Annotated in this window: 14 protein-coding genes; 6 read left to right on the top strand and 8 right to left on the bottom strand. The window is 40.4% G+C overall.

All coding sequences use genetic code 11. The features are described 5' to 3' along the window. Positions 1-55 precede the first annotated feature (55 nt). Positions 56-2,245, bottom strand: a complete 2,190-nt coding sequence (locus tag MTCD1_RS01440) for a M3 family metallopeptidase (RefSeq protein ID WP_057182221.1) — start codon at positions 2,243-2,245, stop codon at positions 56-58. Between the two features lie 263 nt (positions 2,246-2,508). Next, positions 2,509-2,862, bottom strand: a complete 354-nt coding sequence (locus MTCD1_RS01435) for an EF-hand domain-containing protein (protein ID WP_057182223.1) — start codon at positions 2,860-2,862, stop codon at positions 2,509-2,511. A 371-nt stretch (positions 2,863-3,233) separates the two neighbouring features. Here MTCD1_RS01435 and MTCD1_RS01430 point away from each other — a divergent pair, with 371 nt between their 5' ends. The 3 genes from MTCD1_RS01430 (at position 3,234) to MTCD1_RS01420 (ending at position 6,833) form a co-directional block, all read left to right on the top strand. Beyond that, positions 3,234-4,766, top strand: coding sequence for a sensor histidine kinase (locus MTCD1_RS01430; RefSeq protein ID WP_057182226.1), 1,533 nt, complete (start codon positions 3,234-3,236; stop codon positions 4,764-4,766). After that, positions 4,763-5,386 (top strand): hypothetical protein, encoded by a 624-nt coding sequence (locus tag MTCD1_RS01425; RefSeq protein WP_057182228.1) that lies wholly within the window; start codon positions 4,763-4,765, stop codon positions 5,384-5,386. Before MTCD1_RS01430 ends, MTCD1_RS01425 begins: the two co-directional genes overlap by 4 nt. Positions 5,387-5,459: 73 nt before the next feature. Continuing rightward, entirely contained in the window at positions 5,460-6,833 is a 1,374-nt protein-coding gene (locus MTCD1_RS01420; protein ID WP_057182230.1) for a sigma 54-interacting transcriptional regulator, read from the top strand. 364 nt (positions 6,834-7,197) lie between these two features. On the opposite strand, the gene MTCD1_RS01415 is transcribed toward MTCD1_RS01420, so the two are convergent. Continuing rightward, a complete protein-coding gene (locus MTCD1_RS01415) occupies positions 7,198-7,872 on the bottom strand; it encodes an alpha/beta hydrolase (RefSeq protein WP_057182675.1) in 675 nt (224 codons plus the stop codon). Positions 7,873-8,509: 637 nt separating this feature from the next. Between MTCD1_RS01415 and MTCD1_RS01405 the strand changes: the two genes are divergently transcribed. The 3 genes from MTCD1_RS01405 (at position 8,510) to MTCD1_RS01395 (ending at position 11,612) form a co-directional block, all read left to right on the top strand. After that, a complete protein-coding gene (locus tag MTCD1_RS01405; RefSeq protein WP_057182232.1) occupies positions 8,510-9,712 on the top strand; it encodes an NnrS family protein in 1,203 nt (400 codons plus the stop codon). Between the two features lie 209 nt (positions 9,713-9,921). Continuing rightward, the gene (locus MTCD1_RS01400) at positions 9,922-10,875 is read left to right on the top strand and encodes a D-2-hydroxyacid dehydrogenase (protein ID WP_057182233.1); all 954 of its coding nucleotides are present in this window, start codon (positions 9,922-9,924) and stop codon (positions 10,873-10,875) included. Positions 10,876-11,015: 140 nt separating this feature from the next. Beyond that, a complete protein-coding gene (locus MTCD1_RS01395) occupies positions 11,016-11,612 on the top strand; it encodes a GNAT family N-acetyltransferase (RefSeq protein WP_057182235.1) in 597 nt (198 codons plus the stop codon). Between the two features lie 15 nt (positions 11,613-11,627). Here MTCD1_RS01395 and MTCD1_RS01390 read toward each other — a convergent pair whose 3' ends face one another. The 5 genes from MTCD1_RS01390 to thrA form a co-directional block, all read right to left on the bottom strand. Then, on the bottom strand, positions 11,628-11,930 hold the full coding sequence (locus MTCD1_RS01390; RefSeq protein WP_057182237.1) for a hypothetical protein: 303 nt from the start codon (positions 11,928-11,930) through the stop codon (positions 11,628-11,630). Positions 11,931-12,049: 119 nt separating this feature from the next. Further along, the gene (gene ung, locus MTCD1_RS01385; RefSeq protein WP_057182239.1) at positions 12,050-12,745 is read right to left on the bottom strand and encodes a uracil-DNA glycosylase; all 696 of its coding nucleotides are present in this window, start codon (positions 12,743-12,745) and stop codon (positions 12,050-12,052) included. Positions 12,746-12,911: 166 nt separating this feature from the next. Further along, positions 12,912-14,237, bottom strand: a complete 1,326-nt coding sequence (gene thrC / locus MTCD1_RS01380) for a threonine synthase (RefSeq protein WP_057182241.1) — start codon at positions 14,235-14,237, stop codon at positions 12,912-12,914. An 84-nt stretch (positions 14,238-14,321) separates the two neighbouring features. Further along, complete coding sequence (gene thrB / locus MTCD1_RS01375; protein WP_057182243.1) at positions 14,322-15,293, bottom strand: homoserine kinase; 972 nt, start codon at positions 15,291-15,293, stop codon at positions 14,322-14,324. Beyond that, complete coding sequence (thrA, locus tag MTCD1_RS01370) at positions 15,293-17,770, bottom strand: bifunctional aspartate kinase/homoserine dehydrogenase I (RefSeq protein ID WP_057182245.1); 2,478 nt, start codon at positions 17,768-17,770, stop codon at positions 15,293-15,295. Before thrA ends, thrB begins: the two co-directional genes overlap by 1 nt. Positions 17,771-18,042: the final 272 nt, after the last annotated feature.

Genomic DNA, 18,042 nt, shown 5'->3' with positions numbered 1-18,042 from the left:
AGTTTTTTTACCCTGAAAATTAAGCGCTATTTACCCTTATTTAACATACTTAGCTTTAGTTTTTAGTTTTCACTGGAAAACCACGATCACGCATTAACGCCTCAACTCTCGCATTACGCCCTCTAAAGGCGCGGTACGCTTCGCTTGGGTCAACCGCGTTACGAACACTAAATAAATGCTCAACGAGTTTAGCGGCAACTTCTTTATCGTAAAAACCACCTGGCGCTTGGGCAAAGGCCTCAGCCGCATCAGAGGTTAATACTTCTGCCCACATGTAACCATAATAGCTAGCCGCATAACCTTCGCTGCTAAAGATATGACCAAACTGAGGACTACGATGACGCATCACAATTTGCTTCGGCATATTAAGGGCAGCTAACGTTTCACGCTCAAACTTATCGACATCAATACCGGTTGGGTCTACCGTATGGAATTTCATATCCACTAGAGCTGAAGCTAGATATTCCGTGGTTTTAAAGCCTTGATTAAAGGTAGCTGCTTGTTTAATTTTAGCCACTAACGATTTTGGCATTGGCTTGCCGGTTTTATAATGCACAAGGTAATTATCAATGACTTCATCGGTAGATAACCAACGCTCTAATAGCTGTGATTGAAATTCAGTGTAATCACGTACGCCTGAGTTCAACGTTGGGTACTCAACTTTAGAGGCTAAAAAGTGCAATGCATGGCCAAATTCATGGAAGTAAGTTTCCGCATCAGACCAAGAAATCAAGGTAGGCTGTCCAGCGATGCCTTTAGAGAAATTGGAGTTGTTAGCAGACAAGACATTTTTCTTACCGTCAAAGGTGGTATGCGACCGATAAGTAGTTGCCCATGCACCTGAGCGCTTACCTTTGCGCGCAAACGGGTCTAGATACCATAAGCCAATATGCTCACCTGAGGTTTTATCTTTAACTTCCCAAACACGCACATCTTGATGGAATACCGGCACAGAGCCATCGGTTACTTCGGTAAAGTTAAAGTTAAATAAACGCCCTGCCACATAAAACATAGCTTCACGCAGGTTATTAAGTTGTAAATACTGTTTTACTTCATCAGAGTCTAAGTTGTATTTATCTTGACGCACTTTCTCAGCATAAAAACGATAATCCCATGCTTGGATTTGCTCGATACCATCTTGTCTCTTGCCTATGGCAAGCATATCAGCAACTTCTTCCTCGACACGGGCAATCGCTGCCGGCCAAACTGATTCCATCAAGGCGATGGCATTTTCAGGTGATTTAGCCATACGGTCTTCTAAGCGCCATGACGCATAATTTTTATAACCTAATAAACCAACACGCTCATGACGTAACTGTAAAATTTCAGCCATAATGGCATTGTTATCATACTGGTCGCCATTATCACCACGACTATAGTAGCTGTGCCATACATTTTTGCGTAACTCACGCTCTGTTGAGTAAGTTAAAAAGGGATCCATTGATGAGCGAGTATTGGTTATGGCGTATTGACCTTGATGATCACGCTCATTCGCTGCTGCTGCTGCCACGTTGATAATTGATTCAGGTAAACCACCTAATTGTGACTTGTCTAAATACAGTACATAGCCTTCTTCATCCGCTAAAATATTATTACCGAACTTGGTTTGCAGCTGGGCTAAACGCAAATTGATGTCTGCATAACGTTTTTTATCTGCCACATTTAAGGTCGCACCATTACGGGCAAAGCTATTATACATTAATAACACTAAACGCTGATTTGCTGGGCTCATCACCTTAGTTGCATCACTGTTATACACCGCAGAAATACGTTTAAACAACTTTTCATTTTGATTTATTTTTGAATAAAACGTCGACAGTTTTGGCGCTATCTCACCTTGTAGTGCTCTAAATTCTGGGCTAGATTTGTTGGCACGCCAAATACCGTAATAGCTGAATAGTCGGCTTAACTCTGCGCCCGTTTTTTCCATAGCCACTATGGTATTTTCAAAAGTAGGCGCTGAGGTGTTATTGGCAATGAGTTCTACTTCCAGCAATTTATCAGCCATGGCTTTATCCATCGCTGGCACTAGCCCAGTTAAGGTCACTTGCTCAAAGGCGGGTACGCCCTGAAAAGGTCCTTGCCACTTAGCAAGTAATAGATCTTGTGACTCTTGTACGGTTTGCACACTAGTCGCGTTATTTAATGTCTTAGCTGCGGGCAGAACATCAGTAGTATTAGTTGCTGTTGAGCAACCCATCAAAATACTAGAAACTAAAAATGCCTTGATAAATAGGGGGTTCATTGAATATTCTCTTTTATAGTAATTAGCTCTAGTTTACCAAGCATCAAGTAGCGGGGATATATCAGTGATTACCGTCTATCGCAGTATCTCTACAATTAAACTTATTTTTATGCAAAAGACATAAAAAAGGCCGACTACTAATGTAGCCGGCCTGAAGGGGAGTGGAGTATAACAAGTATATTAAGTCCTTTCTCTGTCCTTAAGAATGACAACGAAACAAATTGATATGGGTTGGGAGCTCCCCTAAAACTGTGCTGAACTCGTTATTTACTCGCCGTAGTTTTAGCGACAAAGTCGACTAGCTCTTGCTCTGTAATTGCTTTATCAGCGTTACTATCGATTTGCTGAAAAGATTTCACTAACCATGCATTGTTACCGGCCATAACCTCTTGCTGACTTAATTTGCCATCTTTATCATTATCTAATGAAGTAAAGGTAAACTTATTAGCTGACTCTTTCACCTCTGCAATCACTAGTGCCTTGGCTAAGGGGGCTGCCTGTACCGCAGAGTTATCATCTGTACTATGAGCTAGTGCATCATCAGCATTGACAAAAAACGACGCCATACTTACAGCAACTACAAATGCGGTTACGTGCGTTAAACTGATACTATTCATGGTAATCCTCTGTTTAAAATTAAAGCGTTAATTAACGCGGATTAAATTCATTATCGTTTGAGCATAAGCACACAGTGTGCCATGATTGTCATAACATTGATTTAAAAGGATTTTACAAGATGAGATCTAGATGTTACCTGCTAAAGCTAGGTAAAACTGTCGCCATATAGCAACAGAATAAAAAATTAATGGCCAACTATCACTAATTACAATGCTCATAGTATGATTAACCAAGCATTTACAAGGGTTTAGACAATGAAATTTAGCTATACATAACTGTCTCAAAATAAAGACACCCTTGTTTTTGCTTAATTTTTCAGACAAAGTAGCTACAGTTCGATTCACTGCAGTAGAGTTCAGGCTAAAATTTCATGGCAAACCTTAACAACCTCAGAAAAAGTAAAGCTAGACTAAATAAGCTGCTGCTGTCGTTTTATCTTTTTAGTCAGTCATTACTTAATAATGTTTCCATCAATAAGCTAACCTTGCTTGGCTTTACCTTTGTTGCTATGCCTCTAGTGATGGCTTTACTTTTTAGTGCAAATAAGGTCAGTCAACTAGCCAAGCAAAGTACCAGTGCTATATATCATGTTGCACAATTAACCCAACTCAATAGTCGCCTTGATGACACCATTGCTAAAGTTGAGCGTTATGCCAGTCAATATATAGTGCTTAAAGATGATGAATTACATACCGTCTTTCAACGCCAGCAAAAATCATTAGCCGCCATCATTCAAGAAGCAATGTTAATGCAGCAAGATATCGCATTAAAGGAGCTATTAAATGCCTTAAAAATTGAGAATGAGAGGATATATACCTTGATAAATAGCGCTGGCGCAATTTCACTATCGTTAAATCAAATTCAATTAGAATTCAAGCAGTTACACCGCATTAATAAAGAACTAGAACAACGCAGCAACGTTGTCGTTAATCAGCAAGTATTAGATATACACCGCACCACAGAAAAAATTAACAATAATATTCTTGCGCGCTTATATATTATTCCTCTGACACTATTGATAGCAGGTGTGTTCATTATCCTCATTACCACACCATTAAAACGGCTCACTGATAAAATAAAACGACTAGAGCAAGGTGATTTTGAACAAGAAATTAGCTTGCATGGTCCTGCCGAAATAAGAGCAATAGCCGATGCTTTAGAGAACATGCGGCAACGTCTACATTCCTTAGAATTACAAAAATCGAGTTTTATTCGCCATATATCCCATGAATTAAAAACTCCACTCGCGGCGATCCGAGAAGGCAGCGAACTTATCTATGATAATAGCGTTGGCCCACTCAATGAGGAACAACAAGAAATTTGCGCTATTATTCGCGCCAGTGTTAATCGTTTACAACGTTTAATTGAAGATTTACTCGATTTTAATATCGTCCTAGATTCAACCAGCTTACATGGCTTAGAAAAAATAAACCTAGCGCAGCTAATAAGCGACGTTTGCCACGTAAGAAAGCTCGACATTAAGTCAAAAGGTTTAACCTTAAAGTGTACTAACAAGCCCAGTTTTATTTACAGTAATAGTAAACAACTGAGTGTAATTTTAGATAATATTTTGTCGAATGCGATAAAGTATTCACCGATAAACGGTAATATCACCATAACGTATAGCAGTAGCAAGGAGTGCTTAACCATTAATATTATTGACCAAGGCCCAGGGATAGAGTTATCACTTACCGACAAAGTATTTGATGCCTTTTATCAAGGCCAAGCACCAGAAAACAGCCAAATAAAAGGCAGTGGCTTAGGCCTTACCATAGTTAAAGAGCTATTACTGCGCCTAAATGGCAGTATAAAAATCACCTCGGCAGAAAATCTAAGCACCGCCACTCAAAGTGGTGCCTGTGTCACCATCACCTTGCCTAATACACAAGTAGATAATGAATGATGAACAGCAACAACCTTAAGGTACAAATACTTAGCACTTTCATCACCTCGAAAGCGGTAAAATATAGCACTGGCTCGCCTCGCTGGATTAGACCATATCTATCGATGGGGCTAATTATCCTCTTAGCCAGCTTAGCCAGCGCTTGCCAAATGTCCCCGCCAGCCACTAAGACTAATGATGGCGTCAATTATAGCCAGTATTATTTATGGTTAAAAACCTTAAACAAGCAAGAGGTTTTGACAGAAGAGCAAAAGCAGCACGTTTTAATAAATCAGCCGTTAAAGGGTGTCAACTTTAGCCAAGGTAAGCTTATTTTAATTTATAGTTTAGCCAATACGCCACTGCATCAACCCTATAAAGCCAAACGACTACTTAATGAACATTTATTAGCCAGCAATAATATGAGTAAAGAAAATGTAGCCTTTACCATGTTACTTAGAGATCAACTAAATACTCAGTTATATTTATTGGAAAAACAGGCCCGCTCTAGTAAAAAGTTTACTCAGCAGAGCGATGAACATCACGCAGAGATTAAGCAATTAAATAACCAACTAAACCATGTTAACCAACAACTAATGCTACTCAAACAAATAGAGCAAAATATTAATGAACGTGGCTAAGACCAATCGGCTTAACTGAGAGCTCACTTAACGAGAATTAATCCGTTTGCTATGCCCCCTAAGAGAGAAATTTATGAGCATAAACACTCAAACAGTTACCCAGTACTCTGCCAAAATTCTTATCGTAGACGATGATCCTAGTCTATTACGTTTACTCAATATTCGCCTATCCGCTGCCGGCTATAACGTTGAGTCTGCCGCCAATGCCAAAATAGCGTTAGGGACATTGCAACATTTCATTCCACAAGTGGTCATTAGCGATTTGCGTATGGATGGCATGGATGGCATGGCTTTATTCGAGCAAATTAGAGTACAACACCCGAATATGCCGGTAGTGATAATGACTGCCCATGGCACAATTCCGGATGCAATTAACGCCACGAAACAAGGGGTATTTAGTTTTTTAACTAAGCCTTTTGAAAGCCAAGAATTACTAGAAACCGTTGAGAAAGCCATACGTTTACAACCATCAAGTGGTGAAAAAACCTGTGAAACAGAGCGTTGGCGCAATAATATTATTAGTCGTAGCACTGTGATGACCTCGCTATTACAACAAGCTAAACAAGTAGCCACTAGTGATTTCAGTGTGCTTATCCATAGCCAAAGTGGTACCGGCAAGGAGCTACTAGCCAAAGCAATTCATCAAGCCAGTAACAGAAAAGACCAAGTTTTCACCGCGATAAACTGTGCGGCGATTCCTGAGCAACTGCTAGAGTCTGAATTATTTGGCCACGTTAAAGGCGCCTTTACTGGCGCCGTTCGCAATCATCAAGGCTTATTTCAAGCAACCCATGGCGGTACTTTATTTTTGGATGAAATTGGCGATATGCCATTAAGCTTTCAGGTAAAGCTACTGCGAGTGTTACAAGAAAGAGAAGTAAGGCCAGTCGGAAGTACTCAAGCGATAAAAGTCGATGTGCGTATCATTTCGGCAACCCATGTTAATTTAGTCAAAGCGATTAAAGACAAAACCTTTAGAGAAGATTTATATTACCGACTCAATGTTGTTGAGTTGGAATTACCTCCCCTAGTACAGCGACGGGAAGATATTCCCTTATTAGTACAATACTTCTTAAACCAAGCCGTTGCTCGTTCCAATATGCCGATAAAAAGCATCAGCCAAGAAGCCATGGAATTGCTAATTAGTGCCCCTTGGCCAGGTAACATCAGACAACTGCAAAATGTGGTTGAGCAAAGTGTCGCCTTATCAAGTGAAAACGTTATTAGTGCCGGTCTAGTAAAGAATGCCTTGCGTGATGATGCCACTCAATTTCCGTCTTTTCAGCAAGCGCGTGATCATTTTGAGCGAGATTATTTAGCAAAATTATTAAAGATTACCGCAGGTAATGTTTCACAAGCGGCGCGAATTGCTCAACGTAATCGTACCGAGTTTTATAAATTGCTAAATCGTCATCACATAGTTGCTGGCTCATACCGTGTAGATTAAGCAAGGTGACTAAACAATTGGCTAGCAAATACATAAGCGGGGCGCAGTTTAATCAGTAAGTGACACTAGGCCAGTGTCACTTAAAGCAATTCAAGTAAGTTTCTTCCTACGCAGCGAGACCTAGAAGGCTAAGAGGCAGGCATTGATGGCAGAGAATAGTTATTGAGGATAATAGACTCTGGATAATTTTCTCAGGATAATTACTCTGGATAATTTGCTCCTGCATTATCTAATAAGGTACTTCCTGTACCGTCTGCATTATCGAATAAGCTACATCCGGGCTGCGTTATTGTCAAAATCAATAACGCCGCAGGTAAGCCTTTTAAACTCGCCTATTTTCATACTAAGGTCGATATATTAACTATCAAGCAAGTAGCCGCTCTTGTAACCAAGCTGAAATATCTGTCAGCTGCTCGGGTAATACCGAATGCTCCATGGGGTAAGTTTGCCAAGTCACCTTATATTGGGCTGCGTTTAGCAATGCATTTGCCATTTTACCAGCACTCAAAGGGACAACATCATCTCGCTCGCCATGATTTTGCAAAATAGGGGTCGCTAGATTGGCGGGATGACATTGCTCGGGAAGTTTATCCGCGGTCGGTAAATAACAAGATAATGCCAAGATACCGGCTAAGCTTTGCTCAAAACGTAAACCGGTAAATAAACTCAATACACCACCTTGGCTAAAACCAGCTAAGACAATGTTTTTCGAGGCTATGCCCAAGTCAATTTGTTCTTGGATTAAGGCCTGTACTCGTTTTTCCGACTCAAGTACACCGGCCATATCAGCGCGATTATGTAAATCCATACTTTTAATATCATACCAAGAGCGCATAACAGAGCCTTGGTTAATCGTTACTGGCTGCTCTGGTGCATGGGGAAAAATAAAGCGAATACCGTGATTTTCTGGCAAAGCTAATACCGGCACAATAGGAGCAAAGCCTGCTCCAGAGTCGCCCAGACCATGTAGCCAGATGACACAGGAGGTTGCTGGAGATTTCGGTTCGATGGTAATTCGTTCAAGTGGCGTTGTTGGCATAAAATTCAATGTTTTGTTCATTAATAAAAAGATGTCATATCATAGCAACCGTTAGTCCTTGTGGCAAAAAAGCAGCATGAAATTACACTGTTTTTACCATAATCTGCCGACATTACTTTGAAAGTAATTTAAAAATGTCCAGCTTTTACTGGCAATATGACGACTCTGATAAAGAACACTTAAACGCTGGGCGATACGCTCATGGCTCAATGATAAGCGTTGTCAGCTCTGCCCTTGACCATTATTCTTTAGCAAGTCACTATTGAAGGCATTATTTCTTAGTACGTCATTTTTAAAATCATCATTGCTAAGTACATAATCAGGTGCTTTGCACAGCCCTAAACCTTGCTTAGCCACTACCGCTAACAGTGAGTTGCTCTGCTGCAGATGCTATCAGCGGTGAACAATATAATTTGTGCAGCAGCTTAAGCTCTCAACACTCACTAGCTTAAGTTGAAAATTTTAGAGTCAGCCTTAAATTTATCCATCCTCCCTGTATTTATTTAGCCCCCTGAAAATTAACGTAAGTAATGCACTTTTCATTGATCTATTCCGGGCATCCGCTTTTACTATTCATTACCATCATTCATTACCGTACTGTCGTAATCATCTTAGCTGTATATAAGGCACACATCTGATGCAAATCACCGACTTAAAAACCGAGCAAAAAATACCGCCACTATTACGCTTAGGCTTTCGGCCATTTTTTCTGAGCGGTGCTCTCTTTAGCGTTTTTGCCGTTACTCTTTGGTTATTAATGTATCAGGGTACCATCAGCCTATCCCCATTAGGTGGCGGCTATTGGTGGCATATTCATGAAATGATTTTTGGCTTCGGCGGTGCCATCATTGCCGGATTTTTATTAACAGCAGTGCAAAACTGGACCGGCGCACGAGGCGCTCAAGGAAACACCCTATTAGCCCTATGGCTACTTTGGTTAGCTGGACGTATCTTGCTCATAGTACCTGAGTTACTGGGCGAAAAATTGAGCAGCTTAATTGACCTAGCCTTTCTGCCCACCGTTGCTTTTGTCTTGGCAAAACCTATTATTGCTATAAAACAGTACCGTAATTTGTTTTTCGTGCCGCTATTAGCATTATTCACCTTGGCTAACGCAGAGATGCACTTAGCACTATATTATCCAACCAGCTTCAACATTGCTTTTGCAGGTTATGCAGGGGTATTGTTAGTGACATTTTTAATGTCGGTAATGGCGGGTCGTGTGGCGCCTATGTTCACCGCAAACGGTACAAAAACACCCAAAGTAACACCACTACCTTGGTTAGATAAAGCGGCCAATGGTAGTTTAGCGATTGCCATGTTCAGTTTGCTATTACAACCAGTCATTGGTTTTTCAGGACGATTTTTTGGTGTTTTACTCATTATTGCCGGCATATTGCAAACCATACGTTGGTTAAGATGGCGACCTTGGCTCACCTTAAACGTGCCCCTGTTATGGTCTCTACATACCGCGATGAAATTCATCTGTTTTGGTTTACTGCTCTTAGGCTTGAGTTATTTACTGCCTGAGGTACCAAGCAAGCATATTTGGCATTTACTTACTATTGGCGGCATGGGTGGTTTGATTTTAGCGATGATTGCCCGAGTTTCTTTAGGTCATACCGGCCGCCCGCTAACGCCACCAAAATCGATGTCCATTGCTTTTATTTTAATTAGTTTAGCGGCCTTGGTGCGTACTTTTGGCCCTTGGGGACTACCCGAGAAAACGTTACTCTTTATTGATATCAGTAGCGGTTTATGGATTGGCGCCTTTGCTATTTTTATTGTCGGCTATGCCCCGATGTTAATAAGCGTAAGAAAAGATGGTCGCCCAGGGTAATGTTCGTTGTCTGCAGTTAGCATGCTAGTTTTTAGTGTGCTAAAACCTAGCAAAATCTAACGAAAACTAACGAAAACTAACCAAACTTAAGTTAAGCCTAACTAAAGCTTCACTAAATAAGCCAGCTAGTATTAAATGTACTCGCTGGCTTATTGTATTTACAGTCAGCTAGACAAGATAACTAACTCCCTAAACCTTTGAGTACAATCATGCGCGCGGTATTTTTAGATAAACAAACCTTTAGTTCAACCCTTGATTTTTCTATCATTGAGCAACAATTAACTAAATTAAGCTGTTATGCCACAACCTCAGCGACTGAGGTCATCAGCCGTTGCCATGATGCTGAGATTATTATTACTAATAAAGTGCCCTTAAACGCAGAAATCTTAGCAGACTTACCGAAATTGCGGCTAATTTGTATCAGTGCAACGGGTTATAACAATGTTGATATTAATGCCGCCAAGCGTTTAAATATAGCCGTGAGCAATGTCAGTGGTTACGCAGGGCAATCCGTTGCACAATATGTTTTTGCTCAGTTACTCGAGTGTTATCAGCAAACCAACCATCATAATAACAATACTAGACAAGGTTTATGGTCAACAAGCGATGCTTTTTGCTATCACGGCAATGGTTTTAGTGAATTGGCCGGTAAAACACTCGGTATTATTGGTTACGGAAATTTAGGTAAAGCCGTTGCCGCGATTGCGCAAGCATTTAATATGCAAGTGCTTATTAGTGAGCGACCCAAGACAACAACCGTTCGAGCAGGTCGAGTTGCTTTTGCGCAGGTAATAGAGCAAGCGGACATTATTAGTTTACATTGCCCACAAACTGCTGAAACAGAAAACCTTATTGATGCTAGCGTTTTATCACGGATGAAAAACACCGCAGTACTAGTCAATACGGCCCGCGGCGCATTGGTTGATGAGGTAGCGTTACTAAACGCATTAAAAAATAAAGAGATAGCCTATGCTATTTTAGATGTTTTAAGGCAAGAGCCTCCGCCAGTAGCGCACCCATTGCTTAATAGTAAGTTAGCAAACTTGAAAATCACCGCTCATATTGCCTGGGCAAGTATTGAAGCTCAGCAGCGTCTGATTAATTTATTAGCGAATAATATTATCGCCTTTAAACAAGGTCAGCGTTTAAACCGTTTAGACTAAGTTAACTCACTGAACGCTGATATTTTACCTGAAATTTGTGTTGCAACCTTCGTGCACTGACATAAATACCTAGCTGCAACTTGCTCGCAACTTTGCTATCTTAGGTCTGGTGTAAGCAATTAAGTGCCTTAATAAATTCCATGACTAATCAAAAAAATACTATTCGCTATGTGCCGTTAACCTCAGCATATTTTTCACAAGTTATCACCCTAGCGAATCAAGTGCACGGTAAGGGTTATTTGGATAATGACAAACTAAGTCAATGGACTAATAAAGGCATAGTTAACACAATTAACTGTAGTTTTGTTGCCTTACTCGATAATAAGCTTATTGGCTTTCGTAGTACCTATTCAGCCAATAAGTGGCCAATAGATCATTGGTGTAGCCCAACGTTATGGCAAGTAGAGCCGCAAAAGTGTTGTTACTTTAAATGCAATACCGTCGATGAAAAACACCGCGGCTTAGGCATTGGCAAACAACTACTGCAACTTGCCATTGAAGCCGCAAAACAGCAAGGCGCGCTCGCGGGTATAAGTCATTTATGGCAACAAAGCCCTAATAATAGTGCCGTAGCCTATTTCACTAAATGCGGTGGAAAACTGATAAAGTCTCATCCTGATAGATGGCATGAAGAAAGTAAACAAGGCTATCAGTGCATTTTATGTGGTCATGATTGTCATTGTGAAGCCGCTGAGATGATCATTCACTTTGACAATAAAGGCTCACTTAGTGATTAGCTTTTATTGATGCAGTTAAATAGTATTTTCATCATCATTAAGCTGCTCTTTTAAATGCTTAAAAATATCTTCATTAAATAGCGCTAAACCTTTTCGGGTTAGAATAAAAGATGAGGCGCTACCGACATCATGGGCAATAACATCCTCATGACGTAAAAAAGCTAGCGTGCCAATATGAGCTGAGCGTTTATCGACATCACTCTCGATATCGGGAAAAATATCATTAAAGCCAATTTCTGTCGGTGTAGGAAAGTGTTGCGCTAATACGTTCAGTATAACGACAGCTGACTCATCAAATTGGATAAAACTTACATTCATTATTATTCCTGCTGGTGCGATTAAATAACGGCTACCTAAAATATAGCAGACTCACTTCAATTAGAAAGTTGTTAGCGCTCCGCGATAACTTAAGCAATGATTAATAATATTGTTAGCCGTCATTCGTTGTCATCAGGTGAAGTATTCATCGGTAGCTGCCAATTAATCGCGCTAACCTTGCGATGAGTTAACCATACATTTGTTTTGGAGAAATGCTGACAACCATAAAAACCTCGATAGGCCGACAGTGGTGAAGGGTGTGGACCCGCTAACACTAAATGCTTTTGCTGGTTGATGTTTTTTCCTTTTTTGTGGGCATGTGCGCCCCAAAGAATAAAAACACAGCCCTTATTATGGTTATTTAATTCCTCAATAACTTGCTGCGTAAAGGTTTCCCAGCCTAGCTTTGCATGTGAATGAGCATTAGCCTGCTGTACGGTTAACACGGTATTCAGTAATAACACTCCTTGCTTAGCCCAATGCGTTAAACAACCATGTGTGGGCGTAGTAAAACCCTTGATATCCGTCGACAATTCTTTATAGATGTTAACCAGTGATGGTGGCACTTTAATCCCTACGGGTACGGAAAAGGCTAAACCATGGGCTTGACCTTTGCCGTGATAAGGATCCTGACCAAGAATAAGCACTTTAACATCCGCTAAATCAACGTACTTAAAGGCGTTAAAAACATGCTTTTCTGCTGGGTAAATGGCAATTTCAGCGGTTCTTTGTTTGGCTATTTCTGTCACTAAGTTTTGAAAGTACTCTTGCTTCGCTTCACGGTTAACTAACTGCTGCCATTGGGGTTTGATCATGATTTTTCCTAGAAAGTTAACCTTCACTTTAACAGCTAAAGTTTTACAATTGCTACCTTAAAAGTAAAAAAGCCATCACCGAGGCGATAGCTTTTATATTTTACCTTAGTATTATACCTTAGTATTATACCTTAAGTAATGAGACTAAAAATTTGCAAGTAAGTTGCTAAGCGACTGTACAGCTTGACTTACTTAACAGGTAGCTGCGTAAATCACTAAAATTCGCCGACAGATCTTCCGATAAAATAGGCTCGCCGACACAAGCAGCCAACTCTTTTGGTAAACTTATAGGTTGTCCAAGAATACTTTCAACAATTTCTTTAAATTTCGCCGGATGAGCTGTGCCTAAAAACACGCCAAACTCCCCATCCTCTGCATTGTATTGTAGAGCTTTATAGGCGATAGCTGCATGGGGCTCAGTAATATAACCCAGTTTACTTAACTGAATGACCGCAGACTGGGTTTGCTCTTCATCGATAGATACTGAGCTAACACAGCCCTGTTCAACAATACCGCTTTTCAGCATATGTTCAACACGTGGCCAGTTATTCGGGTTACTGACATCCATCGCATTTGAAATGGTAGCCACCGTTTTATTCACCGTCCATTGCCCTGTTTTAAGGTAACGAGGCACAGTATCATTAACATTGGTTGCGGCAATAAAGCGCTTTATCGGCAAGCCCATAGCCTTGGCAAATAAGCCAGCTGTTAGGTTACCAAAGTTGCCACTTGGAATAGAGAAGACGATATTGCTTAAATCACTTTTTACTCGTGATAATTGCGCTACTGCTTCAAAGTAATAACACACTTGCGCTATCAGTCGACTAATATTAATGGAGTTGGCGGAGTTTAAACCAATGGTATTAGCCAATTCTGTATCATCAAATGATTGCTTAACTAACCTCTGACAATCATCAAAATCACCATCAATCGCTAATGTTTCAATATTACCGCCTAAGGTAGTAAACATCTTCTCTTGTAGTAAGCTGATTTTCCCCTTGGGGTACATAATAACCACACGAATGTTATCAATCCCGTGAAAAGCATGAGCAACGGCCGCACCAGTATCACCTGAGGTCGCCGTTAAAATGGTTAAAGGCTTAATTTTACCACTTGCTTTTACATCTTTGGCAACAAATACTTGTAAGCATTTCGCCATAAAGCGCGCGCCAAAGTCTTTAAACGCTAATGTCGGGCCATGGAATAACTCTAAAACAGCCCGTTCAGGGCTAATAGGCTGTAATAAAGCCGGGAAATTAAAAGCATCCGTAATGATGTCAGTTAATTCACTCTTGCTTAGATCATCGCCAACAAAAGGTTGTAGAATTTTAACACTACGCTCAACTAGAGGAAGTGCCAACAGTTCTTCAATATTATCAAATTTAGGTATAGCAGTTGGGAAAAATAAGCCCTGATTTTTACCTAATCCTTGTTTTACCGCTTGTGCGAAACTTACCTGTTCGTCATTTTCTTTTAAATTATAATATTTCACTGTCATTCCTAATAATCTGTTTACTAAATTGTTTAGCTTTACTATTTAGATATGATTAATGCCAATCGTTTTTTAATACCTAAGCTAAAGCTCAGTTGCACCAACATTATCTACTTTACATACGTGGACAAAGCCTAGTGCGGTTTGTAAATAATTATCTTGTAACCATAGAGCAAATTTCTGCGCTTGTTGTTCGCTATCACAAACACAAAATAGTGTTGGCCCTGAGCCTGAAATGCCAACAGCTAAGGCGCCTTGTGCGGTCAAATAGTCGCGAGATGCTTGATACCTTGGTAACAAATCTGTGCGATAAGGCTCAGCAACGACATCGGTTAGTACCGCAAAAGCTTGGCTCTTATCTTGACGATGACAGGCATCGACAAAGGTTGCTAAATTTTGACCAAAACTGATCAAGTCACTACGACTATATTCAGTAGGTAAAACATCCCTGGCCGCTTTAGTTGATACTGAAATGCCTGGATAGGCCATAACATAGAAGCAATCATCAAAGCTTGGTAAAAGGCGCGAAATGACGTTTTCATCGGGAACCATTAATTGCAAACCACCTAAATAACAAGGTGCAACATTGTCGTAATGTATGCTGCCACTAATTTTAGCTTCCATTTGCCCAGTCATTTTTAATAAAACATTTTTAGCAAAGCTAAAACCCTGATATTTTGCATAAAAAGTATTTAATGCTACCAGTGCAGCAACAACAGAACAGGCACTTGAGCCTAAACCACTGCCAACTGGCATTTTTTTATCTAAGGTTAGCGCAACAAAAACAGGGCTTTGCTCAGCCTTGAGTAATTGCTCATTAAAAATTAATAAACATGACCAAACAATATTATCTTCTTTCTTACTAGGCAGCTTAGCGGCAAATTCACCCTTAACCGTTAAGCTGTTGGCTGCTGTTGTCGCCGATACGGTAACCACATCGCCTAATAAGGTGCCATCTATTGGTTTTACTGCGAGCCCTAATACATCAAAACCGACACTAAGATTACCTATAGAGGCAGGTGCAAATACCGAAATACTGGTGTTATGAATAGACATTAGTGTTGTTGTTCCCAAGTTAAAGTTCTTAATAAATCACCAAAAATACCGGCGGCAGTTACTGCTGCGCCTGCGCCGTAACCACGTAAAACAAACGGTAACGGTTGGTAATATCGACTATGTATAGCTAAAGCATTTTCCCCGTCTTTAATGCCATATAAGGGGTGTTCAATACCAACGGCTTCGATTGATACTTGGCATTTTCCAGCCACTATATTGCCGATGTAACGTAGTACTTTACCTGACGTTTTAGCACTGGCTACACGCTCGGCAAAGCCACTATCCAGTTTGCTTAAGTTAGCCATAAACTCACTGACATTACCACTATCATCAAAATCACTAGGTAATACTGATTCTATTGTGATATCAGATAACTCTAAGGGCATACCTGCTTCACGGGCTATAATTAATAGTTTACGTGCGACATCCAGTCCACTTAAATCATCACGCGGATCTGGCTCGGTAAAACCATTTTCCTTGGCAATAGCGGTAGCCTCTGATAACGACATGCCCTCTTCAAGCTTACCAAATATATAAGATAATGAACCTGATAATACCCCTTCAAAACGTTGTAGTTCATCACCTGCTTTGATTAAATTCTGCAAGGTATCAATAACAGGTAAGCCAGCACCTACCGTGGTTTCATATAAGAAACGGCGGTTCGTTCTCTGCGCAGTAGTGCGCAGCTTTTGGTAATACTCCCATGAATCAGTATTAGCCTTTTTATTGGGGGTAACCACATGAAAGCCTGCCGATAAATAATCTACATAACTCATGGCTAATGCTTCATTAGACGTTGAATCAACAAAGACCGGATTTATCAAATGATTATCACGAACAAACGTTTTCAGGTTCTCAACATTAACGGCTAGTGGTGGCCCTGCTTGGGCAACTGCTGCTTGCCAATTATTTAAATCAATACCGTCTTGGTCAAATACCATGCCTTTAGAATTGGCAATACCATAGACTTTCAAGACGATATTTTGCTTTTTCAAACTCGCTTGTTGACGAGATATTTGCGCGATAAGCTCACTACCAACAACACCACAGCCGACGAGAAAGACATCAATGGTGCGCTGGTGAGAAAAGAAATTCTGATGACTTACCTTCATGGCATCCATGCATTTTCGCTGTTCCACCACAACAGAAATACTACGCTCGGAAGAGTCTTGCGCTATAGCAATCACATTGACTCGCGCTTGTGCTAATGAGCTAAAGAATTTAGCGGCAACGCCGCGTTGGTGATGCATACCATCGCCCACAAGTGAGACGATAGATAGTTCACCTTTTAACGATAACGGTTCAAGTAAACCATTTAAAAGCTCTAATTCAAATTCATCTTCTAAGCTATGTTTGGCAAGTTCGGCATCTCTAGAATAAATACAAAAGCTAATACTATATTCACTAGAGGACTGACTTATCATAACCAGAGAGATATTTTCTCTACTCATGGTAGCAAAGACACGACTCGCCATGCCGACCATACCTTTCATGCCAGGGCCAGAGACATTGACCATGGTTAAGTTATCAAGGTTAGAAATTGCTTTTACCCGTTTTTGTGGATTATTTTTATTAGAAATTAACGTCCCTGGTGCACTTGGATTACTGGTGTTCTTAATTAAACAAGGAATATGGTATTGCGCGATAGGGCCTATTGTTTTTGGATGTAACACACTGGCACCAAAATAAGACAGCTCCATGGCTTCTTGATAAGACAAATTATCCAGTAATTTAGCTTCTTTTATATAGCGAGGATCGGCGTTATAGATACCATCGACATCGGTCCAAATCTCACAACACTCAGCTTGAGCACAAACGGCTAACACAGCAGCCGAATAATCAGAGCCATTACGCCCTAATGTCGTTATTTGTGGTAGGCCATTATTAATGTCAGCATAGACGCCAATGAAGCCAGGCATTAAAGCCACTTGATTCAATTCATGGTATTCACTGGCAAATTTTTCTTTCGATAAGACTAAATCTGCCACGGCATTCAGTGATGAATTATTGGTAAATAGAAATTTTTCAGGTGCTAATAGCGAAACTTGTAAACCATAAGCTTGCAGGACGGCATCAAGAATTGCTACGCTTAACCGCTCCCCCGTACTAATAATACGAGCACGGATATGATCAGGACAATAGTTTAGTAAGGTCGCCCCTCGCATATAGCGTTCCAATTGCTTTTCATAATTAGTTAATGCTTGCTGACAATGTTGGTTATTAAAATTAGTAATACTTGCGGATAAGTCATCAATAATGGTGGTTATTGCGCGTTTAAAGTGACCTAAGTCAGTTACCATTTTTGCTTCATCGCTAATATTTTCAGCCATGGCAACTAAGTGATTGGTAACACCTTGTGGTGCAGAGACTACTATCGCAAGTTTGGACGATTGACTTTGCTCTTTAATAATATCGGCAACTTGGCGAAAGCGCTCAGCCGAAGCTAATGATGAGCCACCAAATTTAAGTACACGCATGTTTTGTCCTTTGTAAAGAAATAATGAAGTGGCTAGCTCTGTTGTCAGCTTGGCTATAAACAGTCAATTGACATTAGAGTTAAAGCTCTTCATCGTAAGCATAAAAAAAGCCCGTAACCTTTTCAGGTCACGGGCTTCGATAAAATTTAACTTTTTTACACGTTAGCCAGCGACCGCCACCCTAATGAGGGTGGTGGTGGTAATAATAATAAGCATAATAGTAATGTGGCTGTTGTTTATTTTCATAACCTTAAAGTGCCTTAAGTTATGAT

The organism is Colwellia marinimaniae (genome assembly GCF_002207865.1).
GTDB classification, from domain to species: domain Bacteria; phylum Pseudomonadota; class Gammaproteobacteria; order Enterobacterales; family Alteromonadaceae; genus Colwellia; species Colwellia marinimaniae.
This window is presented reverse-complemented; position numbering and strand designations above follow the sequence as displayed.